The 21486-nt window shown below is 63.2% G+C and carries 19 protein-coding genes; 11 read left to right on the top strand and 8 right to left on the bottom strand.

The features are described 5' to 3' along the window. Positions 1-19: 19 nt before the first annotated feature. Both CO667_RS20330 and CO667_RS20335 read left to right on the top strand, forming a co-directional pair. Positions 20-856 (top strand): ABC transporter substrate-binding protein, encoded by an 837-nt coding sequence (locus CO667_RS20330; RefSeq protein WP_097620069.1) that lies wholly within the window; start codon positions 20-22, stop codon positions 854-856. A 196-nt stretch (positions 857-1052) separates the two neighbouring features. Continuing rightward, positions 1053-1727 (top strand): 4-carboxy-4-hydroxy-2-oxoadipate aldolase/oxaloacetate decarboxylase, encoded by a 675-nt coding sequence (locus tag CO667_RS20335; RefSeq protein ID WP_097620070.1) that lies wholly within the window; start codon positions 1053-1055, stop codon positions 1725-1727. 84 nt (positions 1728-1811) lie between these two features. Here the strand turns inward: CO667_RS20335 and CO667_RS20340 are convergent, their stop codons facing one another. Beyond that, positions 1812-2849, bottom strand: a complete 1038-nt coding sequence (locus CO667_RS20340; RefSeq protein WP_097620194.1) for a LacI family DNA-binding transcriptional regulator — start codon at positions 2847-2849, stop codon at positions 1812-1814. 163 nt (positions 2850-3012) lie between these two features. On the opposite strand from CO667_RS20340, the gene CO667_RS20345 reads away from it, so the two are divergent. The 9 genes from CO667_RS20345 (at position 3013) to CO667_RS20385 (ending at position 14372) form a co-directional block, all read left to right on the top strand. Continuing rightward, positions 3013-3987, top strand: a complete 975-nt coding sequence (locus CO667_RS20345; protein ID WP_097620071.1) for a substrate-binding domain-containing protein — start codon at positions 3013-3015, stop codon at positions 3985-3987. Between the two features lie 111 nt (positions 3988-4098). Then, on the top strand, positions 4099-5097 hold the full coding sequence (locus CO667_RS20350; protein WP_097620072.1) for an ABC transporter permease: 999 nt from the start codon (positions 4099-4101) through the stop codon (positions 5095-5097). A 10-nt stretch (positions 5098-5107) separates the two neighbouring features. Continuing rightward, positions 5108-5920, top strand: coding sequence for an ATP-binding cassette domain-containing protein (locus CO667_RS20355; protein ID WP_028755778.1), 813 nt, complete (start codon positions 5108-5110; stop codon positions 5918-5920). Positions 5921-6012: 92 nt separating this feature from the next. Next, complete coding sequence (locus CO667_RS20360; protein WP_097620073.1) at positions 6013-6918, top strand: sugar phosphate isomerase/epimerase; 906 nt, start codon at positions 6013-6015, stop codon at positions 6916-6918. Positions 6919-7015: 97 nt separating this feature from the next. Further along, positions 7016-8188, top strand: coding sequence for a Gfo/Idh/MocA family oxidoreductase (locus tag CO667_RS20365; protein WP_097620074.1), 1173 nt, complete (start codon positions 7016-7018; stop codon positions 8186-8188). 79 nt (positions 8189-8267) lie between these two features. Continuing rightward, on the top strand, positions 8268-9209 hold the full coding sequence (locus CO667_RS20370; protein ID WP_097620075.1) for a sugar phosphate isomerase/epimerase: 942 nt from the start codon (positions 8268-8270) through the stop codon (positions 9207-9209). A 122-nt stretch (positions 9210-9331) separates the two neighbouring features. Then, complete coding sequence (iolC, locus tag CO667_RS20375) at positions 9332-11245, top strand: 5-dehydro-2-deoxygluconokinase (protein ID WP_097620076.1); 1914 nt, start codon at positions 9332-9334, stop codon at positions 11243-11245. After that, a complete protein-coding gene (iolD, locus tag CO667_RS20380) occupies positions 11242-13077 on the top strand; it encodes a 3D-(3,5/4)-trihydroxycyclohexane-1,2-dione acylhydrolase (decyclizing) (protein WP_097620077.1) in 1836 nt (611 codons plus the stop codon). The genes iolC and iolD overlap by 4 nt, the downstream gene beginning before the upstream one ends. 110 nt (positions 13078-13187) lie before the next feature. Continuing rightward, positions 13188-14372, top strand: a complete 1185-nt coding sequence (locus CO667_RS20385) for a hypothetical protein (protein ID WP_097620078.1) — start codon at positions 13188-13190, stop codon at positions 14370-14372. Between the two features lie 15 nt (positions 14373-14387). Here the strand turns inward: CO667_RS20385 and CO667_RS20390 are convergent, their stop codons facing one another. From CO667_RS20390 to CO667_RS20420, 7 genes are read right to left on the bottom strand one after another with little or no spacing between them, the layout of a single operon-like run. Beyond that, positions 14388-15401, bottom strand: a complete 1014-nt coding sequence (locus CO667_RS20390; protein WP_097620079.1) for a succinylglutamate desuccinylase/aspartoacylase family protein — start codon at positions 15399-15401, stop codon at positions 14388-14390. 31 nt (positions 15402-15432) lie between these two features. Continuing rightward, on the bottom strand, positions 15433-15777 hold the full coding sequence (locus CO667_RS20395) for a RidA family protein (protein WP_097620080.1): 345 nt from the start codon (positions 15775-15777) through the stop codon (positions 15433-15435). 36 nt (positions 15778-15813) lie between these two features. Then, positions 15814-17124, bottom strand: coding sequence for an alanine racemase (locus CO667_RS20400; protein ID WP_097620081.1), 1311 nt, complete (start codon positions 17122-17124; stop codon positions 15814-15816). Next, positions 17117-18073: an amidohydrolase family protein gene (locus CO667_RS20405; RefSeq protein ID WP_097620082.1), complete on the bottom strand. Its 957-nt coding sequence runs from the start codon at positions 18071-18073 to the stop codon at positions 17117-17119. Before CO667_RS20405 ends, CO667_RS20400 begins: the two co-directional genes overlap by 8 nt. Beyond that, positions 18070-19011, bottom strand: coding sequence for an ABC transporter permease (locus CO667_RS20410; RefSeq protein ID WP_097620195.1), 942 nt, complete (start codon positions 19009-19011; stop codon positions 18070-18072). The genes CO667_RS20405 and CO667_RS20410 overlap by 4 nt, the downstream gene beginning before the upstream one ends. Next, entirely contained in the window at positions 19008-19970 is a 963-nt protein-coding gene (locus CO667_RS20415; protein ID WP_097620083.1) for an ABC transporter permease, read from the bottom strand. The genes CO667_RS20410 and CO667_RS20415 overlap by 4 nt, the downstream gene beginning before the upstream one ends. After that, complete coding sequence (locus CO667_RS20420) at positions 19967-21481, bottom strand: sugar ABC transporter ATP-binding protein (RefSeq protein ID WP_097620084.1); 1515 nt, start codon at positions 21479-21481, stop codon at positions 19967-19969. The genes CO667_RS20415 and CO667_RS20420 overlap by 4 nt, the downstream gene beginning before the upstream one ends. Between the last annotated feature and the right edge of the window lie 5 nt (positions 21482-21486).

Here is a 21486-nt window from a genome sequence, read left to right on the forward strand (position 1 = left end):
AAAACAAAGGAGAACAGCAATGAACTGGAAATACCTGACCCTCACCGCCGCATTTGCCGGCCTGGCGGCCGCCGTGCCGGTAAAAGCCGATCAGCTCGACACCATCCTGTCGGCGAAAACCCTGCGCTGCGCGACGTTTGCCGACGTTCCCCCTTTCGCTTCTCCCGATCCAAAGACCCGCGAAATGGCCGGCTTCGACGTCGATCTGTGCGGTGCGATCGCCAAGGAATTGGGCGTCAAGGCCGAGATCAAGCCGGTTTCGGTCGAGGCCCGCGTGCCTGAGGTCAAGCTCGGCCGCGTCGACATCACCGTTGCCAACCTCGCCTATACGCTCAGCCGCGCCGAACAGATCCAGTTCAGCGACCCCTATTATCTTGCCAAGGAAATGCTGATCGTACCGGCGGACGATGCCGGCAAGACCAAGGCCGATTTTGCCGGCCAGCGCATCGCCTCGACCAAGGGCTCGACCTCGGAAATGTCGATCAAGCTCAACAAATCCGACCCGCTGACCTTCCAGGATACCGCCTCTGCCTATCTCGCCGTCCAGCAGGGCAAGGCGCGCGGCATGGTCGCCAACACGATGACGACGACCAAGTTCGTCAATGAATCGAAGAGCAAGGGCAAGCCAATGCGGATGATCGAGGAGCCGATGCTCTATCAGCCGATCGGCATCGGCATGGCCAAGGACCAGCCGGCGCTGACCGCCAAGATCAACGAGATCCTCCACAAGCTCGACGAGTCTGGTGAGATCAACAAGATCTGGGACAAGTGGCTCGGACCCAGCACCGAATACAAGATGACCCGCACCGACAAGGTCGTACCGCTCGCGCAGCTGAAGTTCGACCCGATCCCCTAGAGCATGATGCCGAAAAATGTGAGCGGTTTTCGGACGACATCATGCTCTAATTCTTTGATCTAGATACGGATTCAGATTTTAGGCCAGCCGGCCTAAAATCATCCGGATCTAGGACCTCGGCGTTCTCCGATAACAATGTCCAAATGAAATCAGACGGCGGGACATGCCCGCCGTCGGCCAACGAAGGGAGGCATCCATGATCCATATTAAAGATATTGCCGAACGGCCAAGCAAAGCCGATATCGACGCCGTTTCCAAATTTTCGCCCGCGACCATACACGAGGCCCAAGGACGCCGCGGAGCCCTTTCCTCCCGCCTCAAGCCCGTCGACTATCGCATGAAATTGTGCGGCCCGGCCTTTACGGTGAAATGCGCGCCGCGCGACAACATCATGCTGCAGCTTGCCATCAACTACGCGAAGCCGGGTGATATCATCGTCGTATCCGCAGGCGAGTACGAGGAGGCCGGATCTTTCGGCGACGTCCTCGCCAATGCCTGCCTGGCAAAGGGCATCGGCGGCCTGGTCACCGATACCGGCGTGCGCGACACGCTGCAACTGAGGGAGCTTGGCTTCCCGGTCTTCTCGCTCAGCGTCTGCATCAAGGGCACGGTGAAGGAAACCATTGCGGCGGTGAACGACACGATCATCGTCGGTGGTGAAATCATCCACCCCGGCGACATCATCGCCGGCGATGCCGACGGCCTGGTGGTCGTGCGTCGCCAGGAAGCGCAGGAAGTCGCCAGGCTGTCACAGGCCCGCGAAGATGCCGAAGCCGGCTATATCGCCGCCTACAAGTCAGGGAAATCGGTCATCGAGGTCAGCAATCTCGAACCGGTGCTGAAAGCCAAGAGTCTCGTCGTCGACATCTGACGCGACACCGCAATAGCGATCAGCCCTGCCGCATTATAGGGCGGCTGGCCTTTTCGGCCTGCCGCCCTATGCAAACCGGGCGGTTCAAACGCTTTCGGGCGTAATCGTTTCGAAGGGAACCACGCGCTGAAGGATGGTTGTGCTGTCGCGGTGTTCCAGCGCTGCGATCATCGTGGCGATCAATTCGTCCGATATCTGATCCAGTGGATGGCACAATGCCGCCATGATCAGGCCTTCCGTCAAGCCCTTTCGCGTTTCCGGGCCGATGTCGCGGCAGACGACCCTGACCTTATCTCGCTTTTCGACCGGCGCTTCGCGAAGAGCACGCAGCACCCCGGAAATTCCCCCTCCAACGATGAAAATGCCTCGGAGGTCATCGAGTTCGGACAGCAACTGGCTGACGATCCGGTAGGCTTCCTGCGGCTCCTCATGTGTCGGCCTGCTGTCATCCACCTGAAGATGGGGCGCGTGCTCGCGCATATAGGATCGAAAGCTCGCATCGGAGACATCCTGGCACTGGTAACGATGATTGCCGATGAAGACGGCGATCCGACCGGGCATCGGCGTGGTCTGAGCCAGAAACCATGCGGCGGTGCGCCCGAGTTTCCAATTGTCGGTGCCGACGAAGCCGGCGCGATCCCGGGCGGACTGATCGGTTATGTAGGCGACAACCGGCTTTCCTCTCTCCTTGAGCGATTGGATGGTCTGCCCGATCAATGGGTGGTCGCCCGCAATGACAGCAATTGCATCACAGCGTTTGCCAAGCGCTTCGAGACGATCTGCAATATTTTGTGGCTCGAGGACATCGACAAAATCGACCACAGCCACGACTTTCTCATGCTGGCGTCTCGCGGCCGCCTCGGTGATCTTGGAGCCGAACAGCCGGTAGAGCTCACGACTCGACTGCTGGAGAAGAAAGCCGAAACGATAGTTCGGCAGGAGCCGCTGCCTGCGGTCCTCGATCACGCCGCGGCCATAAAATCCAATCTCTTCCGCGGCATTTTGCACCCTGTCGATCGTTTCCGCACGCACTGCGCCGGTACCTCCGAGGATACGGTTGACCGTGGCGATGCTGACGCCGGAGGCCTGGGCAAGATCGGCAATGGTCGGTCTCTTCATGATATATTTCATTCCATTTCAGGATGAAATGAAATGATACATTAATTTCATCAATACGCAATAAGCATTCCATTTTCAGCGGTCGGTTGATACAAATATTCCAGCGAGTTGGGAGCCTTGCTTTGAGGAATTGTTACTCTCGACCGCCTTTTTGGGAGGAAATCACATGAGTTTTTCAATGCGCGCCGTACGCGGGCTGCTGGCTGGCGCTGTTGTCGTTCTTGGCGCTTCTTCTGTCATGGCCGCGAATATTGCTGTCGTCGGCGGCAAGACCGATGACGAATTCTGGAGCCGCATCAAGAAAGGCGTCGATGACGCCCGGCTCGTCGTCGAGAAGAACGGCGGCTCCGTCAGCTATCTGCAGCTGCAGACCTACGACAATCTCGGGCCTGACGCCGCCCAGCTCGTCCGCACGGCCATCAGCCAGGGCGTGACCGGCATCGTGGTGCCCGACTGGGTGCCCGAGGCGGAAGACGAGGCCATCAAGGCTGCCGTCGCTGCGGGCATCAAAGTCATCCTCATGAATGCCGGCAACATCGACAAAGCTCGCGAGCTTGGCGCGATCAACTATGTCGGGTCGGATGAATACACGGCCGGCAAGGCAGGCGGCGAATATTTCGCGTCCAAGGGTGCGAAAAATGTCATTTGCGTCAATACGCTCCCGGGTGCGGCAAACCAGGAGGCCCGTTGCAAGGGTGTCATCGACGGCATCACCGGAAAGGGCGGCACCGGCAAGCAGCTGCCATTGCCGGCGACCAGCTTCGGCGATCAGACGGCAATCGCCGAGGCCGTCAAGGCGACACTGCTCCAGGACGACACCATCGACGGCGTCCTCAATGTTGGGGCTTCCGACGCTGATGCGGCTGCAAGCGGGATCGCTCAGGCGAATAAAGTCGGCAAGGTCGCGCATGGCACCTTCGACCTGAATGCCTCGGGGCTTGCCCGCATCAAGGACGGTTCGCAGACCTTTGCGATCGACCAGCAGCCTTACCTGCAGTCGCTGCTGGGGGTTTCGCTTCTCGCCTCGCATATCGACTACGGCACCAACCTGCCGACCGCACCGGTGCTGACCGGCCCGGGCATCGTCGATGCGGCGAACATCGACGCCACCCTGGCCGGCGTCAAGGAAGGCGCTCGCTAATCGTTCGAAACGGGCTCCGGCCCGCGGGATATCCGCGGGTCGAAGTTTATCGAGCGTGCGGACCACCGCGTCCGCACGCCTGGAGATTCACGCCCAGACTGGGATAGGCATATGAACAATCTTTCATTCGGCAACCTATTGCGCCGTCCCGAGGCGGGCGCATTCCTCGGACTTGTCGGCGTCCTCGTGTTCTTCGTCGTGTTCGGCAGCACCAAATTCCTGGAGCCCGCCGGCGCCGCAAGCTGGCTCAACGTCGCCGCCAATCTCGGCATTATCGCTCTTCCCATCGGACTTTTGATGATCGCAGGCGATCTCGACATTTCGATTGGCGCGATGATCCCCGCCGGCTCCATGACTGTCGCGGTCCTCTCGGGCTACTACGATCTTCCCATATGGGTCGGAATGTTCGGTGCGCTTGCCTTCGGCCTCATCGTCGGGCTGGTCAACGGCTACCTCGTCGTGCACACGGCCGTACCTTCGCTGATCGTAACGCTCGGCACCCTCTTTGCTGTACAGGGCCTGATGCTTGGCACCTCGGTTCTCGTAACCGGCACGACGAGTGTGGCGCTGACTGCCGACCCCTGGGCAAAGTTCCTTTTCGGGCAGTTCCTGGCCGGGTCGTTTCAGGTGATCATTTTGTGGTGGGTGGCCATCACCGCAATCTTCATCTTCTTCATTCACTTCTCGCCTTACGGGAACTGGATTTTCGCGATGGGTGGAGACAAGGTCAGTGCCCGCAACGCCGGCATTCCGACGACCCGTCTGACGATGGTCCTCTTCGTCCTCTCGGCGATGAGCGCCTCCTTCGTCGGCATGTGTCAGGCCATCCTGTTCAATTCCGCGCAGGTTTCGGGCGGAATGACATTCATCTTCAACTCGATCATCTCGGTCGTCGTCGGAGGTGTGCTGCTGACCGGAGGGTTCGGGTCGGTGATCGGGATCTTCTTCGGCACGATCACCTTCGCCGTCGTCAACCAAGGTATCTATTTCACGACCTTCGACCGCAATTGGTCGAGCCTGATCATCGGCGTGATGCTGCTCGTGGCCGTCCTCATGAACAATACGTTCCGCCAGATGGCGCTGACCTATTCACCCAAGAAGAAGAAGTGAGAGCTGAGACATGGCTGGCCCAATTCTTGAACTTGAAAACGTCAACAAGTCCTTCGGCCCGATCGATGTGCTCTACGACATCACGTTGAGCGTTCATCCCGGTGAAGTACTTTGCCTGCTGGGTGACAACGGCGCGGGAAAGTCCACCCTGATCAAGACCTTTGCCGGTGTCTACAAGCCGACGAGCGGCACGGTGAAGTTCGAAGGTCGGCCGATCGTCTTCCAGAATCCGCGCGAAGCCGCAGATCTCGGCATCGCAACGGTCCATCAGTTCGGCGGCACCTTTCCGCTGATGAGCATCGGCCGTTCGTTCTTCGTCGGGCGGGAACTGACCAAGGGCTTCGGCCCGTTCAAAATCTACGACCGCAAAGCCGCAAATGAAATCGCGGTCAAGGCCGTGCGCGAGTTCGGCATCACCCGCATCGACGATGGCGATCGCCTGATCGGCGGTCTGTCTGGCGGGGAGCGGCAATCCCTGGCAATCGCCCGAGCCGTCCACTTCGGCGCCCGGGTGCTGATCCTCGACGAGCCGACCGCCGCTCTCGGCGTCAAGGAGGCGGCGCACGTGCTGCGTATCGTCCTGGAAGCGCGCCGTCGCGGCCTCGCCGTCATTTTCATCACTCACAACGTCATTCACGCCATGACGGTGGGAGACCACTTCGCGGTGCTCATCAAGGGTGCGAAGGCGGCCGATTTCCGCAAGGGCGAAAAGACGCGCGAAGAGATTACCGACCTGATGGCAGGAGGCGAGGCCATGGCCGAACTCGAAGCCGAGATCGAGGCGTACTCGACGGCGCATTCCGGACATCCCCCGCCGGTCTGACCGACCGCCGCCGCGGATGAACTCCAGAAACTCTAAAGAGCTCGCCTATCCCGGCGGGATGGCCCAGCACAATCATCGGACGGGTAACAGCCATGAAGATTGCAATCGATCCCTTTATGCATCGCCACCTCTCACTCGAAGAATTGCCCTCGAAAGTGGCTGAACTCGGATACGAGTGGATAGAGCTCAGCCCGCGGGCCGATTTTCTCGAGTGGTTCAAGGCGCCGCGCGTGTTTCCGGCCCGCGCCAAGGCATTCAAGAAAGCGCTTTCCGATGCCAATGTCGGCATTGCCTCGATCCTGCCGATGTACCGGTGGGCCTCGAACGATGAAAATGAGCGGCAAGCTGCCGTCAAGCACTGGAAGCGCGCCATTGAGATCAGTGTCGAACTCGGCGTCGACACGATGAACTCGGAATTCGGCCGCGGCCCCCACCCGGACAAGGGTTCGTGCTACTGCTGCCATACCGGGTCCATGATCGAGGCCTGCGAAGACGCCTGGTGGCGTTCGATGGAAGAGTTGGTGCCGATCTTTGAAACGGAAGGCATAAATCTGCACGTCGAACCGCATCCCGAGGATTGGTGCGAAACCCTGCAGCCGGCGCTCGATATCATCAGGACGGTCAACTCGAAGAACGTCAAGTTCCTCTATTGCGCGCCGCATACCTTCTATTTTGGCGATGATACCAAGGCGATGCTCCGGGAAGCAAAGGACGTGCTCGCCCATGTCCATGTCGGCGACACTTTCAATCACAAGGCCTCTTCGGGGCTTCGCTACATTCTCAACCCTCCGGGCACGCAGGCCAGGGTGCATCAGCACCTGAACATCGGCCAGGGCGAGGTTCCCTGGGAAGATTTCTTCAGCACGCTGGCGGAGATCGGGTTCGACGGCATCATGACCGCATGCGTTTTCGCCTGGGAGGACAAGGCCGACCACTCCGGCAAGTTCATGCGCGCCGAAATGCAGCGCTTCGTCGACAAGTACTGGACCGCGAAATAACGCGCGATGCAGCCAGGCGATTGGCGGGAGCGACCGCGACCGGGGTTCTGCCCGGAACGCTTAAACATCACAGACATCATTCCTGGAAGGACAGAAAATGATCAACGGAGAAAGATCCATCGAGCGCCCCCTGCGCTGGGGCATGGTCGGCGGGGGCCGCACCGGGCAGGTGGGCTACAAGCATAGAACCGGCGCCCAGCGGGACGGCACCTACCGGCTCATCTGCGGAGCCTTCGATCTCGACGCCGAGCGCGGACGCGACTTCGGCACGAAGATCGGCGTCGCTGCGGACAGATGCTATGGCGACTATAAGGAGCTGATCGCCAAAGAGGCCGGGCGTGAGGACGGTGTCGAGGTCGTCTCGATCGCCACGCCGAACTTCACCCATTACGAGATCACCAAGGCGTGCCTCGAAGCCGGTCTTCACGTGATCTGCGAAAAGCCGCTGTTCTTCACCGTCGCCGAATGCGACGAGGTCGCGAGGCTCGCCGAAGAGAAGGGCCTGATCGTCGGCGTCACCTACGGTTTCACCGGACATCCGCTGGTTCATCAGATGGCGGCGATGGTCAAGAAGGGCATGCTCGGCGATATAAGAATCGTCGACATGCAATATAGCCACGGCTTCAACGCGGGCGACGATGTCGGCGCCGGCGAAGCGGTGAAATGGCGCACCAATCCTAAGACGGCCGGCCCGACCTTCGTTCTCGGCGATATCGGCACGCACCTCTACTATCTCTCCGAAGTCGTGCTGCCGCATCTGAAAATCGAAAAGCTGCTCTGCGACCGCAAGGCCTTCATTCCGACCCGCGCGCCGCTCGAAGACCATGCGACCGTTCTCATGCATTACGACAACGGCGCCCGCGGCCGTCTTTGGGTGTCGTCGGTCAATGCCGGCAATATGGGTTCGCAGCGCTACCGTTTCGTCGGCTCCAAGGCCTCGATCGAATGGTCGGATGCCCATCCCGACCAGCTGATTTACGAAGTGCAGGGCGAGCCGAACCGCACCCTACACCACGGCATGCCCTACCTCGAAGAGGAAAGCCTCGCGGCCGACCGCATGGGGGCGCTGCATACCGAGGGCCTCGGCGACAGCTGGGCGAACATCTACCTCTGGATCGCCCAGGCGATCGACGCAAAACGCCGCGGCGACGAGGCCTTCCTCAGGGGCCATCATTATCCCGGCATCGAAGCCGGCACCGAAGGCGTGCGCTGGCTGGAAAACTGCGTCCGCTCGGCGGACGCAGGATCGGCCTGGGTCGAGTTCAAGTGATCCACCAGGGGGCGCGTCGGAACTCCTCCATCCTCCTCCCAAGGCGCGTCCCCAATCCTCTCTTTAGAAAGACTACGAGATGAAACTTTCAATCTGCACCGATGTCATGGGCAACCTTTCTTTCCCCGACATGCTCGATAAATGCGTCAAACTCGGCGTCGAGGGCATCGAGATGACGGGCGGCGGCTGGTCGCGCGCGCCGCATTTCCGGGCCGACGAATTGCTGGCCGATAAGGGGCTCCTGAAAACCAGGCTCAAGGAAATCGAAGCCCGCGGCCTGGAGATTGCCGCCCTCAATTGCTCGGCAAATCCGCTCGATCCGGGTGAGATGGGCAAGCGTCACCGCAAGGAGATGGAGCAGACGATCCGTCTTGCCGGCGAAATCGGCGTCAAGACGATCGTGACGATGTCCGGCCTGCCGGAAGCCGCCCCCGGCGACACCGTGCCCAATTGGCTCGTCTATACCAAGAGCTGGCCCGACGAAATGCCGGAGCGTGACCGCTACCAGTGGGAAGACCGCGCCTTCCCCCTCTGGCACGACCTGGTGAAGCTCGCGAGGGAGGTCGGCGTCGAGAGATATGCACTCGAAAACTTCTCGGCAATGCTGGTCTGGAACCCGGAAACCCTGTTCCGCCTGCGCAACGAGGTCGGCCCGTCCGTCGGCATGAACCTCGACCCCAGCCATCTGTTCTGGAAGGGCGCCGATCCGATTGCTTCGGCACGCGCGCTGGGCAACGCCATCCATCATTGCCACGGCAAAGATACGCGCATCGAGCGGGGCCTCGCCGACGTCAACGGCCTGCTCGAGCTCAAGGACGTCACCGACGTCGCCAACCGCAGTTGGAATTATGTCGCCGTCGGTGCCGGCCATGACCTGCAGTGGTGGAAGGAGTTTTTCTCCGTGGTGCGCATGGTCGGCTACAACGACTGGGTCAGCCTCGAGATGGAAGACTTCACCATGTCGACGGATGCCGGCATCCAGTCCTCCATCGACGCGCTGCAGGCAACGATCAGCCGCTGATGGAAAGGCGCGGGCGATGTTCGCCCGCGCTCTTTTTTGCATTCGTAGCTTCCCGCAAAGAGGCCGGCGATGCCTAACCCGATCACCATGACCGAATTCAATGATAGTGCAAGGAAACCGACATGACCAAGACATTGGACGTGATCACCATCGGGCGAGCCGGCGTCGACCTCTATGGGGCGCAGGTCGGAGGACGGCTGGAGGATATGGGATCCTTTGAAAAATATATCGGCGGCAGTCCGACCAACATCGCCTGCGGCACGGCCCGACTGGGTCTCAACTCGGCGCTGATCTCCCGGGTGGGCGATGAGCATATGGGCCGGTTCATCCGCGAGGAGCTTGCCCGGCATGGCGTCGACGGTAGGGGTGTGGTGACCGATCCCGAGCGCCTGACGGCACTCGTCATCCTCGGCATCCGCGACGAAGAACGGTTCCCGTTGATATTCTACCGGGAAAACTGCGCCGACATGGCGCTTTGCGAGGCGGATATCGACGAGGCCTTCGTTGCCAGCGCCCGCTCGGTGCTGGTGACGGGAACGCATCTGTCGCATCCGCGCACGGAAGCCGCCGTGCTGAAGGCACTCGGCTTTGCCCGCAAGCATGGCGCCCGGACGGCTCTCGACATCGACTATCGTCCGAACCTTTGGGGTGTGGCCGGTCATGGCGAGGGGGAAAGCCGCTATGTGGCAAGCGGGCAGGTGACCGAAAAGCTCCAGACGACGCTTCATCTCTTCGATTTGATCGTCGGGACAGAGGAAGAATTCCACATCGCCGGCGGGACGACTGATATCGTGGCGGCACTGCGGGCCGTGCGCGCCGTGACTGCGGCAACGCTCGTCTGCAAACGCGGGGCCAAAGGGGCGGTCGCATTCGAAGACGTGATACCGGATAATCTGGACGAAGGCATTTCAGGCGAAGGTTTCCCGGTCGACGTCTTTAACGTTCTCGGCGCCGGAGACGGCTTTTTCGCCGGACTGCTGAAAGGCTGGCTTGACGGCGAAGATTGGCCGACCGCGCTCCGATACGCCAATGCCTGCGGCGCGTTTGCCGTCTCCCGCCACGGTTGCACGCCGGCCTATCCGTCACTTCAGGAGCTGAATTTCTTCCTTAAGCGCGGCATGACGCGTCCTGACCTGCGCAATGATGCCGCGCTGGAGCAGATACACTGGTCGACCAACCGGCATGGCGACTGGTCCGAGATGCGCGTCTTCGCCTTCGATCACCGGATGCAGCTCGAAAATATGACGGGTTACACGCCGTCGAAGGGCGGAGCCTTCAAGGAGCTTTGCCTTCAGGCAGCCCTGAAAGTGCAGCAGGGGCGATCCGGCTACGGGATCCTCTGCGACGACCGGATCGGCCGGCGCGCGCTCCACGCCGCCTCCGGCACCGGTCTCTGGATCGGTAGACCCTGCGAATGGCCGGGGTCTAGGCCGCTTAGCCTGGAGCCGTCACTCGGTCCCGATTGCGGGGGACTTTTGGAATGGGCGCGCGAGAACGTCGTCAAGGTGCTCTGCTTCTGCCACCCGGACGACGATGATGCGACCTGGGACCGGCAACTGGCGGAAGTGCGGCAGCTTTACGTGGCGTCGCGCCGCAACAGGCTGGAATTCCTGCTCGAGGTCATCCCCTCCAAGGTCGCCAGCGTCACCGTGGATACGACCGCGACACTGATCCGCCGCTTCTATGCCGAAGGCATTTATCCCGACTGGTGGAAGCTCGAGCCGCTGGACGAACCCGAAGCATGGGCGCGGGTCTGCGCCGCCATCGAGGAAAACGATCGCCATGCAAGAGGGATTGTCGTCCTCGGCCTGGATGCGCCCGAGGATGCGTTGAAAGCAAGCTTCGAGGTTGCCGCACGCTTCCCGCTCGTCAAGGGATTTGCCGTCGGCCGGACGATCTTCGGCTCGGTCGCCCGCGGCTGGTTCGAAGGCGCGATCGGTGATGAAGAGGCCGTCGAGGAGATGGCGAAACGATATTCCAGGCTCTGCGCGGTCTGGGATGGCGCACGGGCGCGCGTTCAGGAGGCAGCAGAATGAGAACGATACGACTGACCGCGGCGCAAGCCATGATGAAATGGCTTGCGGAACAGATGACGGAGGATGGCGAGCGCTTCATCGAAGGCGTCTGGGCGATCTTCGGTCACGGCAACGTCGCCGGTATCGGAGAGGCGCTGCATGGGATTGGCGACGCCCTTCCCACATGGCGCGGACAGAACGAACAGACCATGGCGCATGCGGCGATCGCTTATGCGAAGACGCTGAAGCGCCGGCGCGCCCAGGCGGTGACATCGTCGATCGGCCCGGGCGCCACCAATATGGTCACGGCTTGTGCGCTTGCTCATGTCAACAGATTGCCCGTGCTATTCATACCCGGCGATGTGTTCGCCAATCGCCGCCCCGAGCCGGTGTTGCAGCAGATCGAGGATATGAACGACGGAACCGTCAGCGCCAATGACTGCTTCCGGCCGATCTCGGCCTATTTCGACCGGATCGCCCGCCCCGAGCATCTCCTGACCTGCCTGCCGCGAGCCTTGGCCGTCATGACCGATCCCGGCAGTTGCGGCCCGGTTACGCTGGCATTCTGCCAGGATGTGCAGGCAGAACTCTACGACTACCCCCAAGCCTTTTTCGAACCGAAGGTGTGGCGCATCCGTCGTCCCGAACCGGACCCGCGGGAGGTCGAAGATCTCGCCGAGGCCATCCGGGCTGCGCGCAGGCCGGTCGCCATATCAGGTGGCGGCGTCATCTATTCTGAGGCCGAGGCCGAGCTCGCCGCATTCGCGGAGAAGCACCATATCCCATTTGTCGAAACACAAGCCGGGAAGGGCGCCAACAGCTCGGAGCACCCGCTGAATTTCGGGTCGCCGGGTGTGACCGGATCGGCGTCGGCCAATGCCCTTTGCGCCGAGGCGGACCTCGTGCTCGGCATCGGCACGCGCTTCCAGGATTTCACCACAGGCAGCTGGGCGCTTTTCCGCAATCCCTCACGCCGGCTCGCTTCGATCAACCTTGCCGGATATGACGCAACAAAGCATTCGGCATTGCCCTGTGTCGGCGATGCCAGGGTCACGCTGGCGCGGCTGTCCGCCGCGCTCGAGGCGTATCACGGGCCTGGCGTCGACGCCGGGAGCAGGACCGATTGGCATCAAACGGTCGGGCGCGTGACAGCGGCGCCGGAAGCGGACGGGCCCGGAAACCTGCCCACCGATGCGCAAGTCATCGGCGCCGTGCAGCGGGTGGCGACGGAAAACTCGGTGGTCATGTGCGCGGCCGGCACCATGCCGGGCGCACTGCAGGTGCTGTGGCAATCTGCCAAGGGCGGATACCACATGGAATATGGTTTCTCCTGCATGGGATACGAAGTGGCGGGCGCCATGGGCATCAAGCTTGCGCGCCCTGACAAGGAGGTCATCTGCTTCGTCGGCGACGGCTCCTACATGATGGCCAATTCGGAAATCGCAACCGCCGTCATGCGGCGGGTGCCGTTCACCGTCGTGCTGACCGACAACCGCGGTTACGGCTGCATCAACCGTCTGCAGATCGAGTGCGGCGGCGCCGAGTTCAACAACATGTACAAGGACTGCAATGTCGACGTGCAGCCCGAAATCGATTTTGTCGCGCATGCCGCCTCGATGGGCGCCCATGCCGAAAAGATAGGGTCCATCGCCGAGCTTGAGGCCCGGATCGTGGCGGCGCGAGAACGGAACATTCCGAGCGTTCTGGTGATCGACACCGATGCGGTCCCCGGGACCGACGCCGGTGGCCACTGGTGGGACGTTGCCGTTCCGCAGGTCGGCGGCCCGGAGCGGCTCGAGCAGGCCCGCGCGCGTTACAACGAGAATGCCGCCAATCAACGCGCGTCTGACTGAAGGACAGGGTGCTCCCGGCGGGCGTCTGCGGACGCTCGCGCTCAAGATCAGTCTGGACACTATTATGGACAGATGTTCTATAAAGTGGACAGATTTGACAGGAGCGTGCCATGCATCTTTCCATGTGGACTTATCCCTGGGACATCCAGGACCAGGGGCTCGGCGCGTTTACCGCCGAGCTTACCGGTCGGGCGGGTCTCACGGCGGTCAGCCTGGCGACCTCCTATCATGCCGGCCGGTTCCTTCAGCCGCGCAGCCCGCAGCAGAAGGCCTACTTTCCCGAGGACGGGACGGTCTATTTCCGGCCGGATGAAAGCCTTTGGCAGGACAAACTGATCCGGCCGCTGATGGCTGGGAATGTCGCCGAGCGCGGCGACATGCTGGAAGCCCTGGTCGGAGGACGCGAGACGACGGGCCTCAAGGTCTCCTGCTGGACGGTCTGTCTTCACAATAGCCGTCTCGGTATGCTGCATCCCGATCACGTGACGCGGAATGCCTTCGGCAATGCCAATTATTACAATCTTTGCCCTTCCAGCCCGGCGGCGCGGGATTATGCCGTCACCCTTGTGCGCGACATCACGACCAACTACCGGCCCGACATGGTGGAACTCGAGAGCCCGAACTTCATGGGATTCGCGCATGAATATCATCACGAAAAGGACGGCGTCGGCCTGAATGGCGAAGACGATTTCCTGCTGTCGCTCTGCTTCTGCGATCATTGCACGGCACGCGCCGAAAAGGCCGGCGTGCCGGTCGAAGACGCGCGCCGGTCGGTCGCACGTTTCATCGCCGAACTCTGCGAACGGGCTGTCCCGGAACGGCAATTTCCCGACTTCCCGGCAGCCGGCATCGATGCCTTTCGCGACCATCCCGATCTCCATGCCTATCTCGCCTGGCGCAGCGAACCGGTGACCAGCCTGATCGGCGAGATCAGGGCCGCTGCCGACCCCGCAAGCCGTATCGTGCTGATCGATCTGAAGGACGGCTGGCTCGGCGGCGTCGATCTCGCGGCGGTCGGCAAGCTCTGCGACGGGGCAATCCTCTGCTGCTACGATATGGAACCGGATGCCGTCGGCGATGTCATCCGCACCGGCCGGGCGGCGATCGGACCGGACAAATTCCTCGGGGTCGGCTTGCGCGTCTTCTATCCCGAGGTCAGCGGGCCGGCGGTGCTGGCGGCTCGCGCCAAGGCCGCCGTCGATGCCGGCGCCGACGGCGTGAACTTCTACAATTACGGCCTCATCCCGGCCAAGCGCCTCGACTGGGTCAAGGCGGCGGTCGGCGCCATCACTTGACGAGATCGACGCTCCTCAAGAGGCGATGGGTTCGGCGACCTGGATCAGGCAGTCGCCGGCCTGGCTGTCGCAATGCAGCCTGTGGGAAATGACAATGCCGCTCTCGGCAAAACGCAGCTCTTCCTCCGGCTGCTCGAGGCGTTCGAGGTCATGATACCAACCGGCAAGGTCGCCGGCGGCAACGGTGGCGCCGAGGGCAACGGCCGGCTCGAACCAGCCTCTGCGGTTGGCATAGATGCCCTGGCTGTGCCGGGACAGCGACAGCAACTGCAACGGCCCCGGCTCGGCGAGCGGTGCGCGCGACAGGACCGGACGTTCGACGATGCCGAGTGTGACGAGCAGCCGGTCGATCGCCGCCGCCGTGAAACCCATTGTCTCAGGCGTCACCGTGCCGCCGCCGCCGAACTCGCCGGAAAGACCTATAGTTCCGGCCCTTGCCGCAGCCCCCATCGACGTCGGCGCGGTCGGCCCGTTATCGGCGATGAAGGCATGCGATGCGCCCATCGCCCGCATCAGCGAGACGGACCGCTCGAAGCGGGCGGCATCGGCCTGCCGCTCGATCAGCGTGCAGGACAGGTGCGCCATCGAGGTGCCGCCCGAATGCAGGTCGAGCACGGTGTCATGGCGCGGAAAAAGTTCGTGTTCGAGGAAATGTGCCATCCGCGCCGTCGGTGATCCGGTGGGATCGCCGGGAAAGGCCCGATTGAGGTTGCCGCCGTCGAAGGGCGAGCAGCGCCTGGCCGCCATCACCGCCGGCAGGTTCGCCATCGGCAGGATGGTGACAGCGCCGCGGATTTCAGCCGCGTCAAGCCGCCGCATCAGCCGGCCGAGCTGGAGTTCGCCCTCATATTCGTCGCCATGGTTGCCGGCCATCAGCAGCAAGGACGGCCCCTCGCCATTTTTCAGGCGAAGGACCGGAATGCGGATCTGATAATAGGGCGACCGGTCGATCGAATAGGGAATGGCGAGGTGGCCGGCCTGCCGGCCCTCGCGCGAAAAGTCGATCGGATTGACGAGGCCGCTGTGCATGATGTCTCCAGTGCCGGCGGTTGCCGTGCCGTTACAGCGCCGCGACCGCGGTCATTTCGACGCGCAGATCCGGATCGGCGAGGCGTGCTTCGGTGCAGGCGCGGGCCGGCGGATTTTCGATGTCGATCCAGCTGTCGTAGACGCCGTTCATCGCCTCGAAATCAGTAATCGCCGGCAGGAAGACGTCGACGGCGAGGAGGCGCGAGCGGTCCGTGCCGGCTTCCTTCAAAAGGGCGTCGATCTTGGCGAGCACATCGCGGGTCTGATCTTCGATGCCAGCCTTGCGATTTTCCGCGACCTGGCCGGCAATATAGACGAGACCGCCGTAGCTGACGGCTTGGCTCATACGCGAGCCTCTCTGATAACGCTGGATCATAAGCGGGTTTTCCTTTTCTTGCTTTTGGAGGGGAGGTCAGCCGAAGCTGGTGAGATAGGCCGCCGTCACCACATGGTCCGGATCGAGGCCGTAGAGGATGGCATGCCGGTCGAGGCAGGTGCAGGGATGCGAGATGCCGTACTCGATGACGTCGCCGACGGAAACGTCGCTGCCATCGGCAAGGGCGACGAAGGCGTGCTGATCGTTGAGGCGGAAAACGTCAGCGCCCCGGAGGTCGGCGAAATGCGCGCCATTGCGATAGAGCGCCAAGGGCCGCGGCAGGCCCTGGTCCATCGCCACGTCGCGCATGCCCATGCCTGAGATCGCAAGCCGCGGCTCCGGCCGGGACAGCACCTCGGCCCAGACCCGCAGCGCCGGCCGGAAACCGGCCGCCGCCGAAACCGTCTTGCCGCCGATGTGCAAGCCGCCGCGCGCATCGAGGCCGGCAAGGCCCCGCTCGTAGATACCGTGATCGTGGAAGAAGGTCGCGCCGCTGCGCAGCACCAGCCGGCAGGCGGGATCGGCCGCGACGGCAGGTGAAAGCCGCGCCACCACGACGTCGAAAAACACCGAACCGCCCGCCGTGACGAGAAGCGGCCGCTCCTGGCCGATGCGGGCGCGTATCTTCGGCAGGAAATCTGATGTCATCGCCATCAAAGCGTCGATGCGAAGCATCGTCTCTTCCGCATGAGCGGTTGCGGCCGCACCCTCATAGGCGGCGATGCCGGTCAGCCGGAAGGCCGGCGTCTCCACCGCCAGGATCGCGTCAAGAATTGCCGCCGCGGTTTCGGCGCTGCGAATACCGGCGCGGCCGGCACCGAATTCCAGCAGTAGGCCGAGAGGCGGCAAATCCCCGCGCTCCTGCCAAGCGGAGCGAAGCGCCTCGACGAGCGCCGTCGAATCCACGAAGATATGCAGTTCCGCATCGGGATAATGACCGAGCAAGGCCGCAAGCCGGCGGGTGGCGGCGATCCCGCCGATCTCGTTGGCAAGGATCAGCCGGCGCTGTCCCGCCTTGAGCAGGACGGCGGCCTGGCGGATATCGGCGACCGTCGTGCCCCAAGCGCCGGCCGAAAGAAGCGCGTCCGACAGCGCCGTCGACATCGGCGTCTTGGCGTGCGGGGCGATTTCGGCGCCATGGCTTTTCACATAGGCCATCATCAGTTCGACATTGCCGGCGAAGGCCTGCCGGTCGAGCGAGATCAGCGGCAGGGCCATCCTGCCGTCATAAGGTCTCCATCCCTGTTGGCCGATCTCTGCAAGCGGCAGCGGCGGATGGCCTGGCGGAAAACCGCGCACCCGCTCGTCGATCAGCGCATTTTCCGTTGCGACTCGAAGGTCAGACATGGCGGCCTCTCCCGATCTCGGCCGGATCGGCCAAACCGAGGCGATAGGTGTCGTTGGCGGTGGCAAAGAACAGGGCGCGCTGCTCGTCGTAAGAGAGCTCAGCGGCGACCGTGCGGAAGGTCTGATAGACTTCGTCGAAAGAGGCGTGCAGGCCTGCGACCGGAAAGTCGCTGGCAAACATCGAACGCGTCGGGCCGAAACAATCGAGGCAATGCTCGATCACCGGCCGCAGGCTTTCGAGCGTCCACGCATGGTCATAGGCGACGAGATCGGAAATCTTCACGCGCACGTTGGGCGCGCCGCCGAGCGCCCGCAGGCCGCGATGCCAGAGCGCCATGCCGTCCTTCGTCCGGTCGGCGGGGCTGCCGCCGTGGTTGAGCACGAAAAGCGTTTCGGGGAAGACCTGCACCAGATCGAGCGCCTCGGCCATCTGCCAGGGATAGAGCATCAGGTCGAAGACCAGCCCGAGCCGCGTGGCATGGGCAAGCCCCGCGCGCCAGGCGGGATCGTTCATGCGATCCGGGCGCGGTGCAAAACGCTTCGCCGCATCGGGATGCCAGCTCAGAATATCGCGGATGCCGACGACGTTCGGGTTTGCCGCTTCCGCCTCGAGCAGCCGCGGGGCGTCCGGCCCGTCGAGGGGAACCCGGGCGATATAACGGCGCGCCACGCCGGAGCTGCGGTCGAGGCCATCCAGCCAGCGGCTCTCTTCCAGCGGGTAGGCAACGGACCAGCCGGCCTCCACATGCACTGACGCAACGACGTTCTGGCGCGCGGCATCGGCGCGATAATCGTCGATGCCGTAGTCGCGCAGGATCGGCGCCAGGCTGCCGGACACCATCTCCTCGCCGGAGGCCTGGGCCTTCTGAAGCCAGGGATGACGTTCCAGCTTGAGGTCCCAGAGGTGATGGTGCGGGTCGATCACCGGCCCGTCATAGCGCTCCGTCATCGGCGCGCCTCACGACCGGAAACCAGCAGCAGGGCAAGGATCAGCGTGCCGAACATGATCGACCGCCAGCCGGGCGAGGCGTTGACGACGGTGATCAGCGCCGTCGTGGTGACAAGCAGGATCGCCCCCGGAATGGTCCCGGCATAGGTGCCGCGGCCGCCGAGGATGGAAGTGCCGCCGAGCACGACGGCGGCGATCGAGGTCAGCAGATAGGGATCGCCGATGCCGACATAACCCTGCCGGTTCATGCCGAGCACGAGAATGCCGGCAAGACCGGCGAAAAAGCCCGACAGGGTATGAGCGATCAGTGTGTTGCGGGTGACGCTGACGCCGGAGAGCCGGGCCGCCAGCGGGTTTGCCCCAAGCGCCAGGAAACGGGCGCCGATCGGCATGCGGTGGACGAGCAGCAGGACGACGATTGCAACGACGAGCCACAGAATGATGCCGGAGGGAATGCCGAGCGGCCGCGCCTGCCCGAGCAGAATGACCGCCGGATTGCTGACGGTGACCGCGCTGCCGCCGGCGACGATGACGAGCAGGCCCTGCAGGAAGGTCGCCATAGCAAGCGTCATGATGATCGGCGGCACACGGAGATAGGCGGCTCCCGCGCCGTTCATCAGGCCGATACCGGTGGCAATAGTAAGGGCCGCCGCGATGCCGGCGAGACCGGTCGGATCCCAGGCGGGCGAGATCAGCGGCAGCAGGATCGCCGTGACGGTGATCACAGCGCCGACCGACAGATCGATGCCGCCCATCAGGATGACGAGCGTCTGCCCGGCGGCGGTGATGCCGATCACGGCGGCGAGTTCGAGCAGGTAGCGCAGGTGGCCATAGGCGCCGAAACCGCGCAACGTAAAACTTGCGACGATCCAGACGAGCGCGACCAGAAGCAAGGTCAGCAGCGGCGGATTGCGGAAGGCGGACCTGATCATATTCATCGCCTTGCCCTCCATTGCCCGAGAAGTTCCGGAACGGCGACCGCGCCGACGATGATCAGCCCCTGCGCGACATATTGCGCGACCGGCGGAAAACCCAGGAAGAACATGACGTTGATCATGACAGAGAGCAGCAGGCTGCCGCAGATCGCGCCGCGCATCGTGCCCTTGCCGCCGAGAAAACCGACGCCGCCGAGCACGGCGGCGGCGATCGAGTTCAGCGTGAAGGGCGTGCCGATCACCGGATCCCCCGAGCCGGTCTGCGCCGCGACGAACAACCCGGTCAGCGTTGCAAGCAGACCGGAGAGCGCGAAGGCTGCGACCTTCACCCGTTCGACCGGGACACCGGAGCGGAATGCGCCGACCGGATTGTCGCCGGCCGCATAGATGCCGAGGCCGAGCGGGGTGGCGAGAAAGACCTTCCAGAGCACGAGGATGACGACGAGCAGCAGGAAGGCGACGGGCGTGTGGCCGGCCAGCGTCGTCGACAGCCAGTCGGGAATGAACCCGCCCGGCCGCGGCAGCAGGATGAGTGCCACCCCGCCGATGATGAAGGAGCCGGCAAGCGTGACGATGATCGCCGGCAGCCTGAGATGCGTGACGATGGCGCCGATGACGGCGCCGATCGAAAGGCCGGCGAGCGAGACGGCAAGAATGCCGCCCGGCACGCCGAGCGCCCCTTGCATCGTCGTCGCCGCGATCACCGCACCGAGGCTGACGAGCGGGCCGATCGCCAGCGTGATGCCGCCATTCAGCATCAGCAGCGCCTGCGCCATGGTGACGAGCGCGAGGGGGAACCAGTTCTGGGTGAACTTGGAGAAGCCGCCGATGGAAAGAATGCCGGGAAAGAGCAGCGCATAGAGGATGAGAAAGGCGGCGACGACCAGATAGAGGCCAGCAAGGCCGCGATTGCGGCGGAGCTGGATCGAACCGTAGAGCCGGGATGACGAAATTGTGCTCATGCCGCCTCTCCCTGCGTGGCAGTCGCAATGCCCATGGCCGCGCCGACGATCGCCCCTTCGCTGATTGCATCCTGCGATAGTGTTGCCGCGACGCGTCCTTCGCGCAGAACCACGACGCGGTCGCAGAGATGCACCAGTTCCGGCGTATCGGAACTGGCGAGAATGACCAGCCGCCCCTCAGCGGCGAAAGCGCGGAGCATGAGATAGATTTCCCGCTTGGTCTCGATATCGACGCCGCGGGTGGGATCGTTGAGCAGCAGAACGGAGGGATCGAGCGGCAGCCATTTGGCGAGCGCCACCTTCTGCTGGTTGCCGCCGGAAAGCGCCTGCACCGGACGGGCCGTGTCGCCCTTGATCGTCAGCCGGCGCGCGAGATCGGTGACCATGCCGTTTTCCGCCGGCCGGTCGCGCAAGCCCTTGCAGGCGAGCCGGCCGAGCGAGGGCAGGATGAGATTGGAGGCAATCGAATGCGGCAGCACGAGCCCCTCGTGCTTGCGGTCGGCCGGGACATAGACGATGCCCGCGGCATTCGCCTCGCCAACATCGGCGGGCAGGGCGGGTTTGCCGGAGACTTCCGCGCGCGCGGCCGAGGCTGGAATCGCGCCGTAGAGGCCGAGCAGCAGGTCTTCTTGCCCTTGTCCGACGAGCCCGCCAATGCCGACGATCTCGCCGGCGCGGGCGGAGAAGCCGATATCTAGCACCATGCCGGCCGAAAAACCTTCGACGCTGATGCGTGTTTCGCCGGGCTTGGCGGCGGCGCGCGGCGGGAACAGGTCGCCGGTCTCGCGGCCGACCATCAGGCGGACCAGCCCTTCGCCGTCGATGCCGGAGAGCGATTGGTCGGCGGTGACGCCGCCGTCCTTCAGCACCGTGACATGCGAGCAGAGCGCCTGCACCTCGTTGAGGCGGTGGGAAATATAGAGAAGGGCGGTGCCGCGCCCTTTGAGCGTCTCGATGAGGCGGCCAAGGATGCCGGCTTCGTGGGCGGAGAGCGAGGAGGTCGGCTCGTCCAGAATGAGCACGCGCGGCTTGCGGAACAGCGCCTTGGCGATCTCCACCATCTGGCGGCGACCGAGCGCGAGATCGGCGACCGGCATGTCGAGCGGTTCGGTGAGCCCGACCATATCGCAGACCTCTGACACACCGCGATGAAGCGCTTTGTAGTCGATCAGGCCGAACCGGCGCGGAAAGGCGCCGAGCCCGATGTTTTCGGCAATCGACAGACTGGCCGTCAGGCTCAGCTCCTGCTGAACCACGGCGATGCCGGCCGCACGCGCCGCCGCCGGGCTAAAACGCCCGACGGGCTTGCCGTCGACGAGGATGGACCCGCTGTCCGGCTGGAGGGCGCCCGACAGGAGGTTAATCAATGTGGATTTGCCGGCGCCGTTTTCACCGAGCAGGGCGTGAACCCTGCCCGGCAGAAGGGCGATGTCGACGCCCTTCAAAACGGGATTACCGAAAAATCCCCTGAACACCTGCCGGGCTTCCAGCAGGGGCCGTTCTTCCGTCATGACGG

Source organism: Rhizobium sp. L43 (genome assembly GCF_002531725.1).
Taxonomy (GTDB): Bacteria; Pseudomonadota; Alphaproteobacteria; order Rhizobiales; family Rhizobiaceae; genus Rhizobium.

Bases quoted from the DNA above. Each gene is read 5' to 3' on its own strand.
- CO667_RS20330 (WP_097620069.1), top strand. From the start codon at position 20: ATGAACTGGAAATACCTGACCCTCACCGCCGCATTTGCCGGCCTGGCG.
- CO667_RS20335 (WP_097620070.1), top strand. From the start codon at position 1,053: ATGATCCATATTAAAGATATTGCCGAACGGCCAAGCAAAGCCGATATC.
- CO667_RS20345 (WP_097620071.1), top strand. From the start codon at position 3,013: ATGAGTTTTTCAATGCGCGCCGTACGCGGGCTGCTGGCTGGCGCTGTT.
- CO667_RS20350 (WP_097620072.1), top strand. From the start codon at position 4,099: ATGAACAATCTTTCATTCGGCAACCTATTGCGCCGTCCCGAGGCGGGC.
- CO667_RS20355 (WP_028755778.1), top strand. From the start codon at position 5,108: ATGGCTGGCCCAATTCTTGAACTTGAAAACGTCAACAAGTCCTTCGGC.
- CO667_RS20360 (WP_097620073.1), top strand. From the start codon at position 6,013: ATGAAGATTGCAATCGATCCCTTTATGCATCGCCACCTCTCACTCGAA.
- CO667_RS20365 (WP_097620074.1), top strand. From the start codon at position 7,016: ATGATCAACGGAGAAAGATCCATCGAGCGCCCCCTGCGCTGGGGCATG.
- CO667_RS20370 (WP_097620075.1), top strand. From the start codon at position 8,268: ATGAAACTTTCAATCTGCACCGATGTCATGGGCAACCTTTCTTTCCCC.
- iolC (WP_097620076.1), top strand. From the start codon at position 9,332: ATGACCAAGACATTGGACGTGATCACCATCGGGCGAGCCGGCGTCGAC.
- iolD (WP_097620077.1), top strand. From the start codon at position 11,242: ATGAGAACGATACGACTGACCGCGGCGCAAGCCATGATGAAATGGCTT.
- CO667_RS20385 (WP_097620078.1), top strand. From the start codon at position 13,188: ATGCATCTTTCCATGTGGACTTATCCCTGGGACATCCAGGACCAGGGG.
- CO667_RS20390 (WP_097620079.1), bottom strand. From the start codon at position 15,401: ATGCACAGCGGCCTCGTCAATCCGATCGACTTTTCGCGCGAGGGCCGG.
- CO667_RS20395 (WP_097620080.1), bottom strand. From the start codon at position 15,777: ATGATCCAGCGTTATCAGAGAGGCTCGCGTATGAGCCAAGCCGTCAGC.
- CO667_RS20400 (WP_097620081.1), bottom strand. From the start codon at position 17,124: ATGTCTGACCTTCGAGTCGCAACGGAAAATGCGCTGATCGACGAGCGG.
- CO667_RS20405 (WP_097620082.1), bottom strand. From the start codon at position 18,073: ATGACGGAGCGCTATGACGGGCCGGTGATCGACCCGCACCATCACCTC.
- CO667_RS20410 (WP_097620195.1), bottom strand. From the start codon at position 19,011: ATGAATATGATCAGGTCCGCCTTCCGCAATCCGCCGCTGCTGACCTTG.
- CO667_RS20415 (WP_097620083.1), bottom strand. From the start codon at position 19,970: ATGAGCACAATTTCGTCATCCCGGCTCTACGGTTCGATCCAGCTCCGC.
- CO667_RS20420 (WP_097620084.1), bottom strand. From the start codon at position 21,481: ATGACGGAAGAACGGCCCCTGCTGGAAGCCCGGCAGGTGTTCAGGGGA.